The organism is Ruegeria sp. BA2, assembly GCF_056539605.1.
Window position 1 is genome coordinate 17,015 of sequence record NZ_JBQFVE010000016.1, and the last position, 15,572, is coordinate 32,586.

General features: G+C 55.6%; 14 protein-coding genes. 10 read left to right on the forward strand and 4 right to left on the reverse strand.

The genetic code is table 11. The features are described 5' to 3' along the window. Positions 1-36: 36 nt before the first annotated feature. Positions 37-234 (reverse strand): heavy-metal-associated domain-containing protein, encoded by a 198-nt coding sequence (locus tag ACR0NN_RS22085; protein ID WP_170417905.1) that lies wholly within the window; start codon positions 232-234, stop codon positions 37-39. Positions 235-407: 173 nt separating this feature from the next. On the opposite strand from ACR0NN_RS22085, the gene ACR0NN_RS22090 reads away from it, so the two are divergent. Both ACR0NN_RS22090 and cueR read left to right on the forward strand, forming a co-directional pair. Beyond that, positions 408-2,918 carry a heavy metal translocating P-type ATPase gene (locus ACR0NN_RS22090; protein WP_480685576.1) on the forward strand — a complete coding sequence of 837 codons (2,511 nt, stop codon included), beginning with the start codon at positions 408-410 and terminating at the stop codon, positions 2,916-2,918. Between the two features lie 15 nt (positions 2,919-2,933). After that, on the forward strand, positions 2,934-3,320 hold the full coding sequence (gene cueR / locus ACR0NN_RS22095; protein ID WP_152460772.1) for a Cu(I)-responsive transcriptional regulator: 387 nt from the start codon (positions 2,934-2,936) through the stop codon (positions 3,318-3,320). 302 nt (positions 3,321-3,622) lie between these two features. Here the strand turns inward: cueR and ACR0NN_RS22100 are convergent, their stop codons facing one another. Next, a complete protein-coding gene (locus tag ACR0NN_RS22100) occupies positions 3,623-3,814 on the reverse strand; it encodes a hypothetical protein (RefSeq protein ID WP_170608328.1) in 192 nt (63 codons plus the stop codon). 123 nt (positions 3,815-3,937) lie between these two features. Here ACR0NN_RS22100 and ACR0NN_RS22105 point away from each other — a divergent pair, with 123 nt between their 5' ends. The 4 genes from ACR0NN_RS22105 (at position 3,938) to ACR0NN_RS22120 (ending at position 10,866) form a co-directional block, all read left to right on the forward strand. Next, entirely contained in the window at positions 3,938-6,133 is a 2,196-nt protein-coding gene (locus tag ACR0NN_RS22105; RefSeq protein ID WP_170417912.1) for an efflux RND transporter periplasmic adaptor subunit, read from the forward strand. Next, the gene (locus tag ACR0NN_RS22110; protein WP_170417917.1) at positions 6,130-9,309 is read left to right on the forward strand and encodes an efflux RND transporter permease subunit; all 3,180 of its coding nucleotides are present in this window, start codon (positions 6,130-6,132) and stop codon (positions 9,307-9,309) included. The genes ACR0NN_RS22105 and ACR0NN_RS22110 overlap by 4 nt, the downstream gene beginning before the upstream one ends. A 29-nt stretch (positions 9,310-9,338) precedes the next feature. Continuing rightward, positions 9,339-9,680 carry a copper-binding protein gene (locus ACR0NN_RS22115; protein WP_170417920.1) on the forward strand — a complete coding sequence of 114 codons (342 nt, stop codon included), beginning with the start codon at positions 9,339-9,341 and terminating at the stop codon, positions 9,678-9,680. 565 nt (positions 9,681-10,245) lie between these two features. Continuing rightward, positions 10,246-10,866 carry a class I SAM-dependent methyltransferase gene (locus ACR0NN_RS22120; RefSeq protein ID WP_170417923.1) on the forward strand — a complete coding sequence of 207 codons (621 nt, stop codon included), beginning with the start codon at positions 10,246-10,248 and terminating at the stop codon, positions 10,864-10,866. A 73-nt stretch (positions 10,867-10,939) separates the two neighbouring features. Here ACR0NN_RS22120 and ACR0NN_RS22125 read toward each other — a convergent pair whose 3' ends face one another. Together ACR0NN_RS22125 and ACR0NN_RS22130 are read right to left on the reverse strand one after the other, a co-directional pair. Beyond that, positions 10,940-12,370, reverse strand: a complete 1,431-nt coding sequence (locus tag ACR0NN_RS22125) for an ATP-binding protein (RefSeq protein WP_237217564.1) — start codon at positions 12,368-12,370, stop codon at positions 10,940-10,942. After that, a complete protein-coding gene (locus ACR0NN_RS22130) occupies positions 12,334-13,059 on the reverse strand; it encodes a response regulator (protein ID WP_170417925.1) in 726 nt (241 codons plus the stop codon). Before ACR0NN_RS22130 ends, ACR0NN_RS22125 begins: the two co-directional genes overlap by 37 nt. A 172-nt stretch (positions 13,060-13,231) precedes the next feature. On the opposite strand from ACR0NN_RS22130, the gene ACR0NN_RS22135 reads away from it, so the two are divergent. From ACR0NN_RS22135 to ACR0NN_RS22150, 4 genes are all read left to right on the forward strand, one after another. Then, positions 13,232-13,747 carry an EF-hand domain-containing protein gene (locus ACR0NN_RS22135; RefSeq protein WP_170417928.1) on the forward strand — a complete coding sequence of 172 codons (516 nt, stop codon included), beginning with the start codon at positions 13,232-13,234 and terminating at the stop codon, positions 13,745-13,747. A 251-nt stretch (positions 13,748-13,998) separates the two neighbouring features. After that, on the forward strand, positions 13,999-14,721 hold the full coding sequence (locus ACR0NN_RS22140; protein WP_331252139.1) for a TVP38/TMEM64 family protein: 723 nt from the start codon (positions 13,999-14,001) through the stop codon (positions 14,719-14,721). Beyond that, positions 14,718-15,086, forward strand: coding sequence for a hypothetical protein (locus ACR0NN_RS22145; protein WP_157054266.1), 369 nt, complete (start codon positions 14,718-14,720; stop codon positions 15,084-15,086). The genes ACR0NN_RS22140 and ACR0NN_RS22145 overlap by 4 nt, the downstream gene beginning before the upstream one ends. 84 nt (positions 15,087-15,170) lie before the next feature. Beyond that, positions 15,171-15,530 carry a hypothetical protein gene (locus ACR0NN_RS22150; RefSeq protein WP_152460765.1) on the forward strand — a complete coding sequence of 120 codons (360 nt, stop codon included), beginning with the start codon at positions 15,171-15,173 and terminating at the stop codon, positions 15,528-15,530. Positions 15,531-15,572: the final 42 nt, after the last annotated feature.

Sequence of the window (15,572 nt, forward strand, 5' to 3'; positions counted from 1 at the left end):
ACCAAGGGGGCGACAGCATGTGCGCTCCTAAGTTTATCATGCGATCGTGGCTTCGTATCCCTCGGACTTCAGCGCTGCAAGGATATGATCAAGTGAATTGGTGCTTAAGACACGTACCCTGCGGTTTTCCATGTCAAAGTCCAACTGTGCGGAGGAATCCACCGTGGCAACGGCTTTTTCGATAGCTGACTTGCAGTGCCCGCAGCTCATATCCGGGATATTTAGGGTCGTCATGGATGTTTGCTCCTGTGTTCCGTCGTCCCGGCTAAAGTATTCCAGCACAGGAAGGTCAAGTCGTGATTATTGGATCGTCAAAATTAGTGGCAAAGAAAGTCAGCCCCATCCCTTGACCTTCCACTTGCTGGAACCCTTATGTTTCCCGTCAGCAGAACATTGGTGGTGACAATATGACTGAAATTTCACATGCAAGGTTTCAAGTTCAGGGTATGAGCTGTGCGTCCTGCGTAGGGCGGGTTGAGCGCGCGTTGAAAGATGTGCCAGGGGTAGATGCCGCTTCGGTTAATCTCGCCAGCGAAAGCGTTCAGGTCGATTTCCGCGATCCAGCCGATAAAGCGGCCATTGCTGATGCGTTAAACCGCGCCGGATATCCGGCGCGGACGGCAGAGGTCACTCTGGATATTCAGAACATGTCCTGCGCATCCTGTGTAGGGCGTGTTGAACGAGCCCTGGAAGCCGATGGCGGCGTCTTGTCCGCGTCGGTCAATCTGGCCACTGAAAGTGCAACTGTGCGTTATGCTGAGGGAGTCACAACACCCGAAGCCATAGCGGCGCTTGCGGCATCTGCCGGCTATCCGGCGAGCCTGCGATCCGCAACGCAGACCGAACCACAAGACCGCAAAGCGGCAGAGATCAGCCATTTGGCGCGGCGAACAAGCTTCGCCGCCTTGCTCGCATTGCCGGTATTCATTCTCGAAATGGGCTCGCATGTTATTCCGGGCATGCACCACCTGATAGCGAGCACCATAGGCATCCAGAACAGCTATTACCTGCAATTCCTTCTGACCACGATCGTTCTTTTTGGGCCAGGCTTGCAGTTCTACACCAAGGGATTCCCTTCCTTGGTCAAAGGCGCGCCGGACATGAACTCTCTGGTGGCTCTGGGCACTTCAGCGGCCTATGGGTTCTCGCTTATCTCGACCTTTGCGCCGGGTGTTCTTCCGGTCGGAACCGCAAATGTCTACTACGAGGCCGCAGCGGTGATCGTGGTTCTCATATTGCTCGGGCGATTCCTCGAGGCGCGCGCCAAGGGGCGAACTGGTGAAGCGATCCGAAAACTGGTCGGTCTGCAGGCAAAAACAGCGCGCGTTGAGCGCGACGGATCGGTTGTCGAGCTACCGATCGAGCAGATCGTTGTAGGGGATATTGTGCACGTTCGACCGGGCGAAAAAATCGCGGTGGATGGTGCCGTAGTGACCGGCGCGTCATATGTCGATGAAAGCATGATCACCGGCGAGCCGGTTCCTGCCGAAAAGACCGAGGGCGCAACTGTGGTCGGCGGAACAGTTAATGGCGCGGGCGCATTGACGTACCGGGCTGAAAAGATCGGCGCAGACACTATGTTGGCCCAGATCATTCAAATGGTCGAACAAGCACAGGGTGCCAAGCTTCCGATTCAAGGCTTGGTTGACCGCATCACGCTGTGGTTCGTGCCGGTAGTGATCGCTGTGGCCGTAATGACTGTGCTGGTTTGGATGTTGTTCGGACCCGATCCTGCGCTCAGCTTGGCGTTGGTAGCCGGGGTTGCGGTACTGATCATTGCTTGCCCCTGCGCCATGGGGTTGGCCACACCCACCTCAATCATGGTCGGCACCGGCCGCGCGGCCGAGATGGGTGTCCTGTTTCGAAAGGGCGACGCCTTGCAAATGCTGCAGGAAACCACCGTTGTTGCGGTGGACAAGACGGGGACCTTGACCGAAGGGCGTCCGGAGCTGACCGACCTGATTGTGGCCGAAGGATTGGCCGAGGATGAGGTTCTGCGCCTTGTTGCTGCCGTTGAGGTCACATCCGAACATCCGATCGCCACGGCCATCGTGCGCGCGGCTGAAACCCGTGGTCTGGAGCTTTCGAAGCCAGAAGACTTCACGTCGATCACCGGTTACGGGGTAAGCGCCTCAGTCGAAGGCCATACAATCCTGATCGGGGCCGACCGCCTGATGAGTCGCGAAGGGGTTGAAATGGGCGCGTTGTCTGATCGGGGCGCTGAACTCGCAATCAACGGAAAGACTCCACTTTATGCCTCCGTAGACGGAGTTATCGCAGCCGTCATCGCCGTGGCGGACCCAATCAAGACCACCACGCCAGACGCAATTGAAGCTTTGCACGGACTGGGGCTGAAAGTAGCGATGATTACCGGCGACAATACCGCTACAGCCAAATCCATCGCGGCGCAGCTTGGCATCGATCATGTCGTGGCCGAGGTTCTGCCAGAGGGTAAAGTATCCGCGTTGCAAGATCTGCGCTCAAATGGCGGAAAACTGGCCTTTGTGGGTGATGGCATCAATGATGCCCCCGCTCTGGCGGCGGCTGACGTAGGAATTGCGATCGGGACAGGCACTGACATCGCCATCGAGGCGGCTGACGTCGTTCTGATGTCAGGCGACCTGACAGGCGTGGTCAACGCCTTCGATATTAGTCAGCGCACCATGCGTAACATCCGCCAAAACCTGTTCTGGGCTTTCAGCTACAACACGCTGCTCATACCGGTTGCAGCGGGGGTGCTCTATCCGTTTGGCGGCCCGTTGCTGTCGCCGGTTTTGGCTGCAGGTGCCATGGCGCTGTCCAGTGTATTTGTCCTGACCAACGCGCTGCGGTTGCGCTGGGTTAAGCCGATCAAAGTTGGGCGAGAACAGATCTCGCAGAATGAAGAGCAGGCGCTGCGATCAGCGCCTGCTGAATAGAATAGGAGAACCGCTGTGAATATCGGAGATGTAGCAGAACGTTCGGGTCTGCCTGCCAAAACCATCCGTTATTACGAGGATATCGGATTCATCAAACCCAGGCGCAGTCTGAACGGGTATCGACATTTCGACGAAAAGGAACTGCACAAACTGGCCTTCATCGGGCGGGCCCGCTCATTGGGCTTTACCATTGAGGATTGCCGTTCACTACTGGCGTTGTACGAGGACAAAGAACGCGCAAGCGCGGACGTGAAGGATATCGCCAAACAGAACCTAAAAGAAATAGATGCCAAGATCGCGGACCTGAAGGCCATGCATGCTACACTGTCTCATTTAATCGATGAATGTGCCGGAGACCACCGTCCCGACTGCCCGATCCTGAAGAACCTCGGCCAAACTTAGATGCGCTCATCGTATGAACTGCCTCCTATTTTGGCAGTTTGTTACGTGTATTCGCGGGAATCCGCTTCATTTCGATACAGCGCACCAACTCACCTGTTTTTTCCTCCGACTGGCTTGAACACTCGTTACGTTCGTCCTAACTGCACGGGATGAAGTGGAAGTTTTTCTCAGTGTTGCGAATGACGTTTCTGACATGCGTCTGCTTGGCGATGACCTTCGTCGGCACTGTTGTGGTCGCGAGCAGTGACGTCAAAAACAGTAGCACCTCTGAGCCTCACGGCGTTTCAATGGCTGCAAAGTCATCAGACTTCAAACACGACCATAGCGGTTTGCATCCGACGACTGGCCAAATCCACACGGATAGCCACGTAAATCACAGCGGAGAATGTCATTCCGGTATCTGTTGTGTTGGCGAATATCCGACCCACGTAGGACTTGCGGTTTTGGCTGAAGCTTTTGGCCAGAAAAACCGTAACATGGATTCCGACATCCACAACTCTCAAGCGCCTCTGACGCCCGATCGTCCTCCACAAATCTCCTAACATCCACAGGCCCGTCAGCGCGGGTTTTCATGTTGTTTCGGTTCGAGCATGCACTGCGACCGTCAGGAGATTATTATGCGTGGAAGATATGCGGCACTATCAGTACTTGCCTTGGCGATTGGCCTGGGTGGAGGTGTCTTTCTTGAAAGACTGTACCTGAATCCAATTGATCAGGGCCAGTCGAACGAACCAGAGGTCCTTTATTGGGTAGCACCGATGGATCCGAATTTTCGGCAGCCTGGACCTGGAAAATCGCCGATGGGTATGGACTTGATCCCGGTTTATTCTGGGCAGGAACCTACCGGCGACCCTGAAGAAGTCACCCTGAGCGCTGCGGAAATCAACGCAATTGGTGTGCGAACTGCGGTTGCACGCATGACTGATATCGAACCTCGCATCGAAACGGTGGGTTTCGTCGGCTTTGACGAACACCTGACCAATCACGTTCATACGCGTGTTGAAGGTTGGATTGAGCAACTGAAAGTTCGAGCGGTCGGTGATCGCGTTGAGAAGGGGCAAGTTTTATTTGAACTCTTTTCACCACTGATCGCAGCTGCGACCGGCGATCTTGTACGCGCAGTCGAAGCTGGTGACCCGCGGATTTTGGACGCGGCGCGCAATAAGTTGATCAGCCACGGTATGTCCGCTCGTCAGGTTGCTGAGATTGAGGCGGGCGGTGAGTTGGTTCGAAATGTGGAAATTGAGGCACCTCAAAACGGTGTCGTCATAGCTCTGAATGCCGCCGATGGCATGTACCTGCAGCCAGGCACGCTTGCTTTTTCGGTAACCGATCTTTCTGAAGTATGGCTGATCGTTGATGTATTTGAACGAGATATTGCACGTTTGTCGGAAGATATGCGCGCGATAGCAAGGTTCGAGCACCTACCCGGTCGCACCTTCGAAGGCGACATCGACTATGTTTACCCTGAGCTTGATCCGCAAACCCGAACTCTTCCCGTAAGGCTTAGTTTCGATAACACCGACGGCGTGCTGCGGCCGGGCATGTTTGGCAGTGTTAGCCTTATACCGGATGAAAGCCGAAATGTTCTCACTGTTCCATCAGAGGCGTTAATTCGTACCGGTTCGGCGGAACGCGTCATCTTAAAAACAGGCGATGGTACTTTTCGCCCGAGACTGGTGACTACAGGTCTTCGAGACAGTTTCGGCGAGGGGGGTCGAACAGAAGTTCTGCAAGGGCTTGAACCTGGTGAGGAAGTTGTCGCATCCGCACAGTTTCTAATCGACAGTGAAAGTGCTTTGAGCGCCGGTTTCACCCGAATGGCACCAACGGATACCGAACCAGCACGCGGGGCAGGCACCCTGGTTTCACTCGATGCCCAAAATCGTATGGCAACTGTTCGTCACGATGTTCTCGAAAGCCTCGATTGGCCCGCAATGACTTCGCAGTTTCCGGTGAGGTCTGGTGTTTCGCTCGACAGCTTGAGTGCAGGCGACGCAGTCGCTTTCGTGATCGCACGGGGTGCGGATGGGCTTCTGAGCCTGATGGAGCTTGCACCAGACGATGGTATTGCCGGAACTGGTGCCGGAATCGCGCGCGCCGTCACTTCAGACGGCAAATTGACGCTTGAGCACGGACCGATCCCCGAGCTCGGTTGGGCCGCCATGACAATGGATTTGCCTGTTGTAGGAGTAGATCTCACTACCGTGCCAATCGACATGCCAATTGAGTTTGATCTGGCTGAGGGAGAAGGGGGGATGTTCTCGATTGTGGCAATTCGCGAAGAGGGCTCGCCGCCGACGGATTCCGTTGAACCCGAAGAAACCGACACGCCTTCTGCTCCACCGATTGTAGTCACCGGCACGATCAACCTCGTTAATGCTGAGGCGGGAACGGCAACCATCACTCACGGGCCGATGACTGAGATTGGCATGCCCGGAATGACCATGGATTTCCCATTAGAACCTACATTGGACACAAGCATGCTCGAAGTCGGTTCTGAAATGACTCTGACTTTCGCGCGTGCAGATGGCATGACAATGGTGTTGGCTGCGGCAACGCCTATTGCACCGCCACTTCAGGTTTCTGGCCGGATTAACAGTATCGACCCGAACGCGCGTACCGCGAACGTAACACACGGTCCGATGACTGAGATCGGCATGCCGGGCATGACCATGGATTTCCCGGTTGCGGAGGGGATTGAGGTTTCTAACTTGCCTGTAGGGATTGATGTTTCTTTGATCCTTCGCCGCAATCCCGACTTTTCGATGACGCTGTTAGAGGTCGCGCTTGATGGGAGTGTTACGCAGTGATCACGGCCATCATTCGTTCTTCGCTCGCCAACAGGTTCGTCATCTTGGCCCTCGCATTCATGATAGGAGTTGCGGGTATTTGGGCCATTCGTGAGACGCCGGTTGATGCAATCCCGGATCTGTCGGATGTCCAGGTAATTGTTCGCACGCCATATCCCGGGCAAGCGCCTCAAGTTGTCGAAAACCAAATCACATATCCACTTGCGACAGCCCTATTGGCCGTACCCGGTGCAAAAGACGTTCGCGGGTTCTCGTTCTTTGGAGACAGCTTTGTATATGTTGTCTTTGAGGACGGGACGGACCTCTACTGGGCTCGGTCGCGTGTGCTCGAATACTTGGGCCAGATTACCGGCAGCTTACCTGAGGGCGTGTCACCACAACTTGGCCCTGATGCGACTGGGGTCGGGTGGATTTATCAGTATGCGCTGGTTGACAGAACCGGAAATCATGATCTGGCTCAGCTCAGGACTCTGCAGGATTGGTTTCTGAAATACGAATTACAAGCCGTGGAAGGCGTCTCAGAAGTCGCCACCATCGGCGGAATGGTCAAACAGTACCAGGTCGTCGTCGACCCAAACAAACTACGTGCCTATGACATAACACTTGCACAATTGAGGACGGCTATTCAGGCGGCCAACCGCGAGACGGGCGGCAGCGTCATTGAGATGGGGGAAGCCGAATTCATGGTCAGGTCCTCGGGCTACATTGACGAATTGTCAGACCTTGCAAGCGCGCCGTTGATGGTCAACGACCGTGGCGCCGCTCTGACGCTTGGAGACGTCGCTGAAATCCGTCTGGGGCCGGAAATGCGGCGCGGTGTCGGAGAACTCGACGGGCAAGGAGACGCGGTTGGTGGAGTAGTCATTCTGCGATGGGGTGGGAATGCGTTGGCAACGATCAAAGCGGTGGAGGCGCGCATCGAAGAGTTGCGCTCAAACCTGCCGGAGGGGGTCGAAATCATAACGACCTACGACCGATCTGGTGTGATCGAGCGTGCTATCGATAACCTCCAGAAGAAACTGACGCAGGAATTCATTGTCGTTGTTCTTGTGTGCGCGGCTTTTCTACTTCATCTGCGGTCATCCCTCGTAATTCTTCTGTCGCTCCCTCTGGGAATCTTTGCCGCATTTATTCTGATGAAGGCGCAAGGAGTAAACGCAAACATCATGTCGCTCGGCGGCATAGCCATCGCTATTGGTGCGATGGTCGACGCATCGATTGTGATGATCGAGGCGATGCACAGGCGGTTGGAAAAAGAAAAGCTCACAGCAGAGAACCGATGGCGGATTGTGCAAGAGTGCGCTTCTGAGGTGGGACCAGCCCTTTTTTATTCTCTGGCGATTATCACGGTTAGTTTTTTGCCTGTTTTCGTTCTGGAAAATCAGGAAGGTAGGCTCTTCTCGCCACTCGCTTATACCAAAACCTACGCCATGGCTGCAGCCGCCATCCTTTCGATAACGCTGGTTCCGGTCTTGATGGGTTACTTTGTAAGGGGGCGTATTCTACCGGAGCGAAAAAATCCGCTAAATCGCTTGGTTGTGTTCGTGTACCGCCCATTTCTGGACGCGGCAATTGCCTGGCCATGGGCAACAACACTGTTGGCCGGCGTTCTGGTGACGTCCATGTGGTACCCGTACCAGAGAATTGGCTCTGAATTCATGCCCGAGTTGAACGAAGGTGATTTTCTCTACATGCCGAGCTTCTACCCCGGGATCTCGACGGGAAAAGCCCGTGAGGTACTGCAGCAGACCAACCGCCTGATCGCGACCGTGCCAGAAGTCGAAACTGTTCACGGTAAAGTTGGGCGTGCGGAGACTGCAACCGATCCAGCACCTCTAACGATGGTGGAGACCACAATCCAACTCAAGCCGGAAGAAGAATGGCGCCCCGGCATGACAATGGAGAAAATCCGGAATGAGCTCGATCGTATCGTTCAGGTTCCGGGCGTTACAAATGTTTGGATCCAACCTATCAAGAACCGCATCGATATGCTTGCGACAGGTATCCGTACTCCTGTCGGTGTCAAAATATCCGGCACCGACTTGGAGGTCATTACAGATATAGGGATCGAAGTAGAGCGTGCGGTCGCTGATATTGATGGAACGGCTTCCGCCTACGCAGAGCGACCTGTTGGCGGGCGTTTCATCGAAATCGACGTCAAACGAGATGCCGCCTCCCGATACATGATGAGTGTTCGAGAAGTTCAGGACGTAGTGCAGACCGCAATTGGCGGTATGCAAGTGTCGGAATCTGTGGAGGGGCTGGAGAGGTTTCCTATAAACCTTCGGTACCCTCAGGCATGGCGAGACAGCCCGGAACGGCTCGAAAATCTTCCTGTCGTCACGCCGTCGGGTGCTCATGTGCCACTGTCCGCTCTCGCCGATATTCGAATAGTTGACGGGCCGGGAATGATACGATCAGAGAACGCTCGACGAACTGGGTTCGTGTTCATCGACATCGCGGGGCGCGACCTGGGCGGCTATGTGGCCGAAGCACAAGAGGTGGTTACAGAAAAGGTCGACCTGCCTCCAGGTTACTCGCTGACTTGGTCAGGGCAGTATGAGTACATAGAGAGAATGCAGGACAGGTTGACGATCGTTGCTCCTGCAACCCTGCTAATTATCACGCTCATGCTTTTCTTGGCGTTCAATCGGGTGATTGAGGTCGGGATAATTCTTGCGGCGCTCCCGGTCGCATTGGCAGGTGGGGTTTGGTTCTTATGGTATCTTAACTTCGATATCTCAATTGCTGTGCTCGTGGGCTTCATCGCGCTGGCGGGAGTTGCCGTGGAAACAGCGATTGTCATGTTGTTGTACCTCAATCTTGCTTGGGAGAAACGTCGAGGGCTGGCGCAATCGGAACAGCGAAAGCTGACACGTGACGATATCGAAGACGCGGTGTTCGAAGGAGCCGTTCTTCGGGTTCGGCCGAAGGTAATGACTGTAGCCACGATCTTTGCAGCACTGATACCCATCATGTACGGCACCGGTACAGGCTCTGAAATCATGCAGCGGATCGCTGCGCCGATGATTGGGGGCATGGTGACAGCGACCCTTCTTACGCTTTTTGTCATTCCCGCAATATTCGTGATTTGGAAACGGCTCGCGCTCAATCGCGTGAACCGAGAGATCTCCCACACGATCCAGGAAGTGCCCCCTGCGCTTCCGGCAGAATAATACCCACAACCTTGAAACAGGAGCATCTGATGAAAACTTTGACTGCAATTTTGGCCCTATTGGCCGTGTCTACAACATCCGGCATCGCGCAAACGAACCACGGCATGGACCATTCCAACATGCCCATGTCTTCCGAACAGATGGAAGGTGCGGTCCACGCAAAGGCTTTGGTGAACTCAATTGGCGACGAAACCGCTAACGTCAGCCATGATCCGATCCCCGAGATCGGGTGGCCCGCGATGACGATGGATTTGCAGCTTCTTGAGAATGCCCAGATGATGGGTGAGATCAGCGCAGGTGACGAAGTCACACTGATGTTGGTCAAAAGCGATGATGGTATGTATGCGATCGGCGCGATCATGAAAAACTGAGTCTGTTGATGCGGCAGCTATTCACCAATGATGTGATTGTTCGCCGTTTCAACGACTGTAGGAAATTCTATGAACTAAGAGAAATGGAGTAGGAGCCACTCAAGAACCAAATCGTATTTCAACGATCTGTGGCTCTGCTCATAAGTTATCAGTCCATTGTCGGTTAAAGGCGCTTTAAGCAATTCGTTGACTGATTGAAGCTCCAAAGCTCAGAAAATCTTCCGGCTATACTGATTGAACAGAGCAATCCAGGCAAGCAGTACACAAACTGCCAACGCTTCGGTATCTCCGGCCCGCGCCACTGCAGTTAAACTGCGCAAAATTCTGGAGCTACTTGCGCAGCCCAGTGGAAATCTGACCGACAAGCAAATCCCACCTAAAACATTTCACAATTGGAATGTGTGTACTACATTGTCGCCGAGATGACTTCACGCGGCCATTCAACGGACCAGCGTCGAATTGTCTGGGGCGTTGCCTTGTTGGTTTTTGCTTCAGTCGAAAACGCAGCGCGGAGCGGTCAAAATGAGGATATCTCCAGGGCGACGACTTGGGAAAACGATACGACATGACAGCTAACACAAGAGAGCACTGGGACGATGTCTATGGCGAGAAGTTTGACACCCAATTGAGTTGGCACGAGGATGATCCAGAGATATCGCTTGAACTCATCGAGTTGATCAGAGTGTCTAAGCCTTCATCCGTCATCGACATTGGTGGAGGTACATCTCGTCTTGCTGGAGCGTTGCTTGCGAAGGGGCTCCATGACGTGACAGTTCTCGATCTATCGCAGGTCGCGTTGGACACGGCCCGGGAAAGGTTGGGGCGCGCCGCTGAAACAGTCACTTGGATTTCTGCAGATATAACTTCTTGGGTCCCCGATCGCAGATATGACGTCTGGCATGATAGGGCGGTTTTTCACTTTCTCGTGGATACATCGCAACGCGCGGCCTATCTGGAAAGCGTGAAGAAAGGGGTAAAAATTGGCGGCCATGTGATCATTGCTACGTTTGCACTTGATGGGCCGGAGACTTGCAGTGGTCTCCCTGTCGCCCGCTATAGTCCGAGCGATATCGCCGTGCTTTTTGAGGAACACTTTGAACTCGTCGCGCATCGCCATCACCTGCACCAAACCTCTTGGGGGGAAAGTCAGTCTTTCCAGTTCAGTGTTCTCCGCCGCTGCGTTTGAGCCCACACCTGAAACTGGCCCAAAGCGGTACGCTTCCAATAAGCTTTCGGGGCATGCCGATTGTGTTCACAAGTTACGTTTGGCCCTCAAAAACTGGCAGAACCACCTTAGCGCACAAGCCGCCAGTTTCCCCGTTTAGCAATTCTATCGTGCCACCGTGCGACTGGATGATCGTACGTGCGATCGACAGCCCCAAGCCGGTTCCGCCAGTCTCTCGCGAGCGGGATGTTTCAAGCCGCACGAATGGGTCGAATACCGCATCGAGCATATGCTCGGGGATGCCGGGCCCCTGATCCTGGATCAATATTTTTGCCTCATTCCCCTCTTGCATGACTGAGACGTTGGCCCGGGCACCATACCGGCAGGCGTTTTCAATGATATTGCGCAGAGCTCGCTTCATCAGCATCGGCCGAAGCGTGACGGCCGGATTGTCTGCGACCGATACTTCAACCGTGTCACCGGCTTGCACAATGTCTTCGGTCGTTTTGGTTACGAATTCACCAATTGGGACGGTACTGGAAGGTTCGCGCGTGGCCACGCCCTTGGCAAATGACAGGGTGGAGTCCACCATCTCCTGCATTTCCTCGATGGTCTCGATCAGATGGTCACGGGTCTCCTCTTCCTCCACCAGTTCGGCGCGAACCCGCAATCCCGTCAGTGGCGACCGCAAATCGTGACCCAGCGCCCCCAATAGTCTGGTCCGATCGGCAACATAGCGAGTCAGCCTATCACGCATATGGTTGAACGCCTGCGTCAAATCTCGCACCTCGGTCGGACCAGAAACCGTCAGTTCCTGGACGTCTTCACCGCGACCAAACTGGTCTGCAGCCAGTGACAGGCGGCGCAACGGGCCGGTCAGCCGTGTCAGTAGAAACCAAATGGCTGCTCCAAGAATTAAAGTTGCAGTGAAACCGAAGCTGACGAAGGACTGCAAAGGCCATTGCAGAGGAGGGTTATGGAACCGGGTATCCACGTTGAGCCATTGATCGGTCGTCAGAGCGATCGACAGCTGCATTTCAATTGCGGAAACGTGATCACGCATCATTGCCATGTGCATTTCAGCCATTGTAGACGGAACACCTTCAACCGGCAGCATATCGGGAGAGAACTCATGCAACTCTACCCGGATGGGACGGTTTTCATAGCCTGGCAGAATTCTGCGGATTGTGTTTTCGACCGTCCCACCAGCGCTATGTCCGGTGTGATCGACTGCGGGCGTATCTGTAAGGCTGAAACGCACCAGTGGAGAACTTGCCGCCCGCAGGATCGCGTCGTGCATCTCGGGTGGAGCTTCTTCAATCAGCCGCGCGATGTTTGCGGCGCGTCCGGCGGTTTCCAGGCCAAGGGCCATGTGCACTGCCATTGAGCGTTCGTCGACGAACAGCCACAGGCTGACCAGTTGCGCGGCAGCCAGCGCGGCGATGATCAAAAGGATAAGCTGACCGCGCAGACTTTGGGCAAAGGCTTTCATCCCGTAAGCTCGCTCACGTCGGTCGACAGGCAATAACCGCCACCTCTTATCGTGGTGATGAGCTTCGGCCGCGTTGGGTCAGCTTCGATCTTGCGACGCAAGCGGCTGACCTGGTTGTCGATCGTACGGTCGAACAAGTGCGGGCTGCGGCCGGCGGTCAAATCCAGCAGTTCGTCTCGCGACAGGAGTTTGCGGGGCCGCTGCAGGAATACGGCCAGCAGCCGGACATCGGCGGTGGTCAGACTTTCTTCGGCCCCTTCGGCGGATATCAAGGTGCGACTGTCGGCATCCAGAACCCAGCTTCCAAAGGCGATCCGTTTGCCGCTCAGATCGCCAGCCGGGGGGACGGTGGTTTCGGAACGCCGCAGGATCGCCTTGATCCGGGCCAGCAATTCACGTGGGTTGAATGGTTTGGGCAGGTAGTCATCGGCGCCGATCTCTAAACCCACGATACGGTCGGTGTCATCGCTGAGGGCTGTCAGCATCAGGATCGGCGGGCCACCGGCCGCGGACAGGCGGCGACAGACCGACAATCCGTTTTCGCCCGGCATCATGATGTCGAGTACGATAAGATCAATCCGACCGGCCGCCAGTCGTGCGTCCATCTCGGTTGCGTCGCGCGCGGTACTGGCGCGCAACCCATTCTTTTCCAGATAGCGGCTGACAGCATCACGGATTTCGCGGTGGTCGTCGACAATCAAGATATGTGGTGCTTCAGTCATGGCGCAATCATAAGCCCCGGCGCGGTACAAATCCCGGCTTTTTTGTATCCCTTTGTATCAGTTGGGCGGGCTGCGACACAACGATACAAACCGGGTTGAGCAGGGGGGTGGTGGCGCGACCGAGGGCGGCCATATGCTTTGTGTAGAAACAAAAACCCGAGAGGTGAAAGTCATGAAACGTACCTTCACGCTGGCCGCTGGAGCCATTGCCGCGACTTTGATGGCGCTGCCCGCGCTTGCCGCCGGTCAGCATGGCAGCAGCGCGCAGATGCAGGGCCATGAGGGCGGCATGATGCAGGGTGCGCCCGGCGGCATGATGGGCGATCACGCAGGCATGATGCAAATGATGGTGAAAATGCATGGCCAGATGATGGGCGGCAACTGGCTGGCGGTTCTGGACATGGACGAGGACGGTCGCCCGAGCGAATCTGAGATCGCCGAAGGTCTGAAGGCCCGGATGCAGGCGCATGACGTCAATGGAGATGGCAACCTGTCGATTGATGAGTTCGAAGCGCTGCATTCCGGGATGATCCGCGAAACCATGGTGGACCGATTTCAGCATCTTGATGCCAATGGCGATGGCGTTGTGACCACAGGGGAAATCGAGAAAGGCGCAAAGACGATGTCGCCGAAACACGGCATGAAGGCCTCGAAACCTGTGACAAAGGCTTCTGAAACCAACAACTGAAACGCAACCGTGTAGCCGGGTCATCGCACTCGGCACAAACCACTGAGGAACAAAGCGATGATGGGCTATGGCGCTGGAATGGGGTTTGGAATGATCTGGATGTTGCTGATCGCAGTGTTGATCGTTCTGGCGATCGTAGCGCTGATCAAATACATCGCTAAGTGACCTCGGAATCCGTCACTCCCGTTTAGGGGTGGAGGGCTATGTCATAGGAGGAACGAAAGCTGGAGGGCCTGCACAGCAATAGCCGTTTGGTTTTCATCGCGGTTTTGATCGCGTTGCTGATCGCCACCATCTGGTTGTGGCTGTCTGGCGCGTTGGACGCAGGACTATCGCGCGAAGTCATTACTGCGTGGGTGGATTGGGCCGGCCCGTTCGGACCCGTTGTCATCATCGGCTTCATGACAGCCGCAGTGGTTGCCAGCCCAATCCCCAGCGCTCCGATCGCTGTCGCTGCCGGGGTGGCATATGGGCATGGGCTGGGAACCGCATTGGTTGCTATCGGAGCGGAGTTGGGGGCGCTGCTGGCGTTCCTGATAGCCCGTTGGTTGGGGCGCGACGCGCTGCGCCAGTGGTTCGGCGACAAGCTGGACTTGGGGTTGCTTGGATCGCAGAATGCCCTGATGTTGACCGTGTTCACCAGCCGCCTGATGCCTTTCGTTTCTTTCGACATGGTCAGCTATGCCGCCGGTCTGACCCGACTTCAATTTTGGCGGTTCGCACTGGCCACCTTGGCTGGACTCCTGCCGGCCAGTTTCGTTCTGGCCCATCTGGGCAGCCAGATTACCGAAACCGCGACAGGCGGCACCAGCCTTGCGGTTATCGGGCTTGGGCTGTTGACGGGGGCGCCACTTATCTGGTTGGCTTGGAAACGCAAGATGCCTGTTGGCTCTTCAGACCACGAATTGAGCCAGATCAATGCGACCGGTCCAAGCGGCCCTAAACTGTTGGAGAATGGAGGAAACCCTAAGTGATCCGCGCACAATGGATATCAACTGCGACACGGACGGCCCGAGCCATGGGCCGGCTGCAGGTCCTGTTGATCTGTGCGTTGGTGGTTTCGATGCTGATCTCTGTTGTGCCGTCCCATGCCGGGCATGACATCGCGAAGGCCGCCACCCAGGCCGAGCTTGTGATCGATGACAGCGGTGGGTATCCCGCGTCTCATCCATCAGAAGAATTAGACTGCTCAGTGCACCCGGGCTGCTATGCGATGGCAGTTATGGCGGCACCTGAATTGCTCTCGATGCGTATTGCTACGCCCGTGGCGCCAGAACGGTTCCGGCCACGCGCAAGCCTGCCGGTCGCACCACTACCACATCCGCCAAACCTGTCCTGAACGTGACCGGCAATGGCTCCGGAATCGCTCCGGGGTCTTGCCCAAGCCGTTGATTGCGGCCCAACTCAGTTCAGGACACTTACCATGCTTACCATTCTGTACTTTTTCGTCACGGGCGTGGTGCTATTCGCACTGTTGCGCCTGACCTGTGGCCCCTGTGTGATGGGGACACAAGAACATCATCCCGGTGTTCCGGTGACAACCCTTGGCTGGGCGCTCAGCCTGTTTCTGGCCGCAACCTACCTGCTGTGCGTGGCCTTTGACCTGATCTTTCCAAGTTTTGCCATGTACCGGGCTTGGATCGGCCTGATGCCCGGAATGACTTGGCTCAGCCTGCCCTCATTCCTGTTGGGACTGTTATGGGCGTTTCTCTACGGCTGGTACGCCGCGTTGCTGTTCGGCGGACTGTTCAATGTCTTTGCGGCTCGCACAAAACTCAACTGATTGAAAGGACAAAGCCATGAAGGCCATCGCTCTGACCCTGCT

Coding starts and splice junctions, on each gene's coding strand:
- ACR0NN_RS22085 (WP_170417905.1), bottom strand. CDS start 234: ATGACGACCCTAAATATCCCGGATATGAGCTGCGGGCACTGCAAGTCA.
- ACR0NN_RS22090 (WP_480685576.1), top strand. CDS start 408: ATGACTGAAATTTCACATGCAAGGTTTCAAGTTCAGGGTATGAGCTGT.
- ACR0NN_RS22105 (WP_170417912.1), top strand. CDS start 3,938: ATGCGTGGAAGATATGCGGCACTATCAGTACTTGCCTTGGCGATTGGC.
- ACR0NN_RS22115 (WP_170417920.1), top strand. CDS start 9,339: ATGAAAACTTTGACTGCAATTTTGGCCCTATTGGCCGTGTCTACAACA.
- ACR0NN_RS22120 (WP_170417923.1), top strand. CDS start 10,246: ATGACAGCTAACACAAGAGAGCACTGGGACGATGTCTATGGCGAGAAG.
- ACR0NN_RS22130 (WP_170417925.1), bottom strand. CDS start 13,059: ATGACTGAAGCACCACATATCTTGATTGTCGACGACCACCGCGAAATC.
- ACR0NN_RS22135 (WP_170417928.1), top strand. CDS start 13,232: ATGAAACGTACCTTCACGCTGGCCGCTGGAGCCATTGCCGCGACTTTG.
- ACR0NN_RS22150 (WP_152460765.1), top strand. CDS start 15,171: ATGCTTACCATTCTGTACTTTTTCGTCACGGGCGTGGTGCTATTCGCA.